Genomic DNA, 4,247 nt, shown 5'->3' with positions numbered 1-4,247 from the left:
TTTTAAGTAGAATTCAAATGAAAAAACACCACAAAATCTTTTGAAGTGATTTTTGTGGTGTTTTTCTTGGAAGCTGAAACCCTATGTCCCAGCCCCTTGTAGTATATTCTATCTTTATGCTTTTGTTGTATACGCATGAACAAGTGACACCACTTCATCCACCGTTGCACACTGAATCGCTTTGTCTGCAAGCTGTTGCATCTCAGTTTGACTTAATTGTTTAATTTGGCGACGCGCTTTTAGAATTGAAGTCGCACTCATTGAGAATTCATCTAATCCTAAACCTAATAGTAATGGAATCGCAGTTTCATCTCCTGCCATTTCACCACACATACCTGTCCATTTACCTTCTTTATGAGAAGCTTCGATGACTTGCTTAACAAGTCTTAAAATCGCAGGATTATAAGGTTGATATAAATACGACACGCGTTCTGACATACGGTCAGCTGCCATAGTATATTGAATTAAGTCGTTCGTTCCGATACTAAAGAAGTCTACTTCTTTCGCAAATACATCTGCAAGTGCTGCAGTAGAAGGAATTTCCACCATAATACCAAGTTCGATATCATCGCTTACGGTAACACCTTCATTTTCAAGATTTGCTTTTTCTTCTAATAATAACGCTTTCGCATCACGGAACTCTTGGACTGTCGCAACCATTGGGAACATGATGTTTAATTTTCCATACGTAGAGGCGCGTAATAACGCACGTAATTGCGGACGGAAAATATCAGGTTGATCTAAACATAAACGGATTGCACGATATCCAAGGAATGGATTCATTTCTTCTGGTAAGTTTAAATAAGGTAACTCTTTGTCACCGCCAATATCTAACGTACGAACAACAACGCGTTTGCCATTCATTTCTTCGAGCACTTTTTTATAAGCTTCGAATTGTTCGTCTTCAGTTGGCATATTATCGCGTCCCATGTATAAGAACTCAGTACGATATAAACCGATACCTTCAGCACCGTTATCTTTAACACCTTCTAAATCATTTGGTGTTCCAATGTTTGCAGCTAGCTCAACATGTTGACCATCAAGCGTTTTAGACGCTTCATCACGTAATTTTTTTAATTCTTCACGGTCTGCAAAGAATGATTGACGCTTATGTTGATATGCTTTAAGTTCATCATCTGTTGGATTTACAATGACATCACCGGTTAAACCGTCAACAATCATCATGTCACCTTGTTTAACGTTTGAAGTTATCGTTTTTGTCCCAACAACTGCTGGAATTTCAAGTGAACGACTCATAATTGCAGAATGAGAAGTACGTCCACCAATATTTGTTACAAACCCTTGTACATATTGTTTATTTAGTTGTGCAGTGTCAGAAGGCGTTAAATCGTGACCTACAATCACTACACTTTCATCAATAATACTTGGATTTGGAAGTTCCACACCTAAAATGTGCGCTAAGACACGTTTAGAAACGTCACGGATATCAGCAGCACGTTCTTTCATGTACTCATTATCCATCGACTCAAAAATCATAATGAAGTTTTGAGTGACTTCCGTTAACGCGTGTGGTGCGCTAGCTTTTTCATCACGAATTTTAGCTTCGATCGGTTGAATTAATTCTGGATCGTCTAAAACAAGTAAATGTGCATCAAAAATAGCCGCTTTATCTGGTCCTAATTGTTCCTCAGCGTTATTTCTAATTTTAGTTAGTTCGATTTTAGAGTTTTTTAATGCTTCATTAAATTTAAGCACTTCTGCTTCAGTATCGTTCGTCGTTGTTTCAGAGAAACTCAAATCTGGTTCGATGAGCATATAGGCTTTAGCAATTGCGACACCGTCAGATGCAGCAATACCTTTCATGATTTCAGACATTATTTTGTTAAACCTTCTTTTGATAAGACTTCAGAAATAGCTTGAATTGCTTCTTTTTCGTCGCTACCATCTGCGTAGATTGTAATTTCAGCGTCTTTACCCACACCTAAGCTCATAACACCCATGATTGATTTTAAGTTAACTTTTTTCGCATTGTATTCTAATTGAATATCAGAATCAAACTTTGAAGCAGTTTGAACTAACATTGTCGCCGGGCGTGCGTGAATTCCTGTTTCGTCAATAATTACATATGATTGTTGTTCCATCTTTTATCTTACTCCTTCTATTCCATAAATTCATTAGCATAAATTTATTTTTAAATTAGCTACTTAGCATTACATTACCAAAAAGTACATTTATTTTCAATTCGAAAATAGTTGTCATGATACGTTTTCTCTTGCTTTTCAACAATTTTTCGTCAATTCAGATAAGAGACTTTACAACATTTTCGCATTTTTGAATATGTTCTTTACCAACTTTCATCATAAAATAGTAACTAATTGATGCTGATACAGCTTGACCTACTAATGGAAACCAACGCGTTTGTTTCGCAGCTGTACGTTTAGCTACGTCGCGTATAACAATGCGCAGGATGCCTTTAGATACTTTTTTACCTATTAATTGGCTACCTTGCAAGCCTGCAGCTATCTTGATGCGGTTTTTCATATCATCTGTCATTTTATTCACTTGTTTATGATCCAAGCCATAAATTTTATTGACATCTTCTATAATATCTTTCATTAGCTTCATATCTACCCCTACATCGAATCCCGGAATAGGTATTACCGTAGCACCTGAAGACACCAATGCTTTTTTCTTAATGACTGATTCTGCGTATTGACGTCTTTTTTCGATTTCAGCTTCTGTTTTCGGTAATGCATCCTTCACTTTAATTTCATCAATATGCATCACTTTATTACTCATTTTTCGCGTCATTTTATCTTTTAAACCCATAACTAGGCCACCTTTCAACGATATAATAACTATATATACCCTTTTTTATCATGCGTTATGCTGTAATGTAACAAATACAACTTTTAAATATTTAGAAGGTTTATAATGTGGGTGTGTTTTAAAATCTTTAGGTAATCCCATCACTTCGTCTAATTGATAGGAAACATTCGCTTGATTCAAAGTTGTTTTAGTCGTATTTTTAAATGCATTAAGCGTATACATACTATGATTGGTGCTTAATATCAATGTACCGCCTGGATTGAGTATCTTTAAGGCGTTTTGAATTAATAAGCCATAATCTTTCGTAACAGAAAAGGTCTTTTTTTTGTTTCTAGCGAAGCTTGGTGGATCAATGACAATTGTATCGTACGTATAACCATGTCGTTCCGCATATTTATAATAATCAAACGTGTCCATGACATAAATAGATTGTGAACTAGGATCAATGCCATTAATACCGAAATTTTCTTCCGTAAGTTGTCGTGAACGATTTGCTAGGTCTACACTTGTCGTTTGTGCCCCATTCGTAGCGGCGATGACAGAAAATGCACCCGTGTAACTAAATAAATTCAAGACCCGTTTACCATGACTATAATAATCTCGTAATTTTTTTCTTACTTCTTTTTGGTCTAAAAATATTCCAGTCATTGGGCCATCATCTAAGTGCACATTATAAAAAGTAAAATTTTCTTCAATAATAATTGGAAATTGTGTTTTTTCACCTAACACCCAACCACTTTTAATTTCATCATTTTTAAAACGTGTTTTTTCATAAATAGATTTAAATGGAAAGATGGCTTGTATTGCTTCTAAAATATCGGCTCTAAATTGATAAATGCCTTCAGAATACCATTGAACTAAAAGATGGCCATCATAATAATCAATTGTAAGTCCCCCTACACCATCACTTTCGCCATTAAACAGTCTAAAGGCATTCGTTCCTTCGATGTGATAATAATACGCACGCACATCATGTGCTTGTTGAAATAATGTTTTGAAGAATAACGTATTAATCGCTGTTTCACTATCATAAGATAAAATCCAACCTAATCCTTTATGTTGGCGCCCCACATAACATGTTGCGATAAATTCACCTTTTGATGATTTTAATTGGAAAAGGTCTCCTTCATTCAAACGGTCACTTTTAAAAATATCTGTTTCCACTATTAAAGGATACTGATTGAAATATTTTTCTTCTTTCCCTTTATTTAAAATTGCTGTTTTCATAATGTCAGCCTTTCTTTTATAGCATTTATTTTAGTTTAACATGAATCAAAGGAATCAATGAAAGTCTTTTTATTGGTGTTCATTTCAAATTATCAGAAATGAAAACATCAAAATCTATAATCAAAGCAAATTAAATCAGGACCACCCGTAAAACGGGTGGTTTGCTCTTGGGCTATAAGCCCGCTTTACCGGCTAGCGTCTAAAGGCGCTGGCTTTTTCATTTCATGCTC

4 protein-coding genes are annotated in these 4,247 nt (G+C 35.2%); all 4 read right to left on the bottom strand.

Annotated features, from left to right (window positions below; genetic code table 11):
- Window positions 1-114: 114 nt before the first annotated feature.
- Entirely contained in the window at window positions 115-1,836 is a 1,722-nt protein-coding gene (ptsP, locus tag CD172_RS08420) for a phosphoenolpyruvate--protein phosphotransferase (RefSeq protein ID WP_037566023.1), read from the bottom strand.
- Entirely contained in the window at window positions 1,836-2,102 is a 267-nt protein-coding gene (locus tag CD172_RS08415) for a phosphocarrier protein HPr (protein WP_037566021.1), read from the bottom strand. The genes ptsP and CD172_RS08415 overlap by 1 nt, the downstream gene beginning before the upstream one ends.
- A 157-nt stretch (window positions 2,103-2,259) precedes the next feature.
- On the bottom strand, window positions 2,260-2,790 hold the full coding sequence (locus tag CD172_RS08410) for a hypothetical protein (protein ID WP_037566018.1): 531 nt from the start codon (window positions 2,788-2,790) through the stop codon (window positions 2,260-2,262).
- Window positions 2,791-2,838: 48 nt separating this feature from the next.
- Window positions 2,839-4,017: a class I SAM-dependent rRNA methyltransferase gene (locus CD172_RS08405; RefSeq protein WP_103346072.1), complete on the bottom strand. Its 1,179-nt coding sequence runs from the start codon at window positions 4,015-4,017 to the stop codon at window positions 2,839-2,841.
- Window positions 4,018-4,247: the final 230 nt, after the last annotated feature.

It is taken from the genome of Staphylococcus agnetis (assembly GCF_002901865.1).
Classification (GTDB): Bacteria; Bacillota; Bacilli; order Staphylococcales; family Staphylococcaceae; genus Staphylococcus; species Staphylococcus agnetis.
Note: the sequence above shows the minus strand (reverse complement) of the source record. Positions and strands in the feature narration are given on the sequence as shown.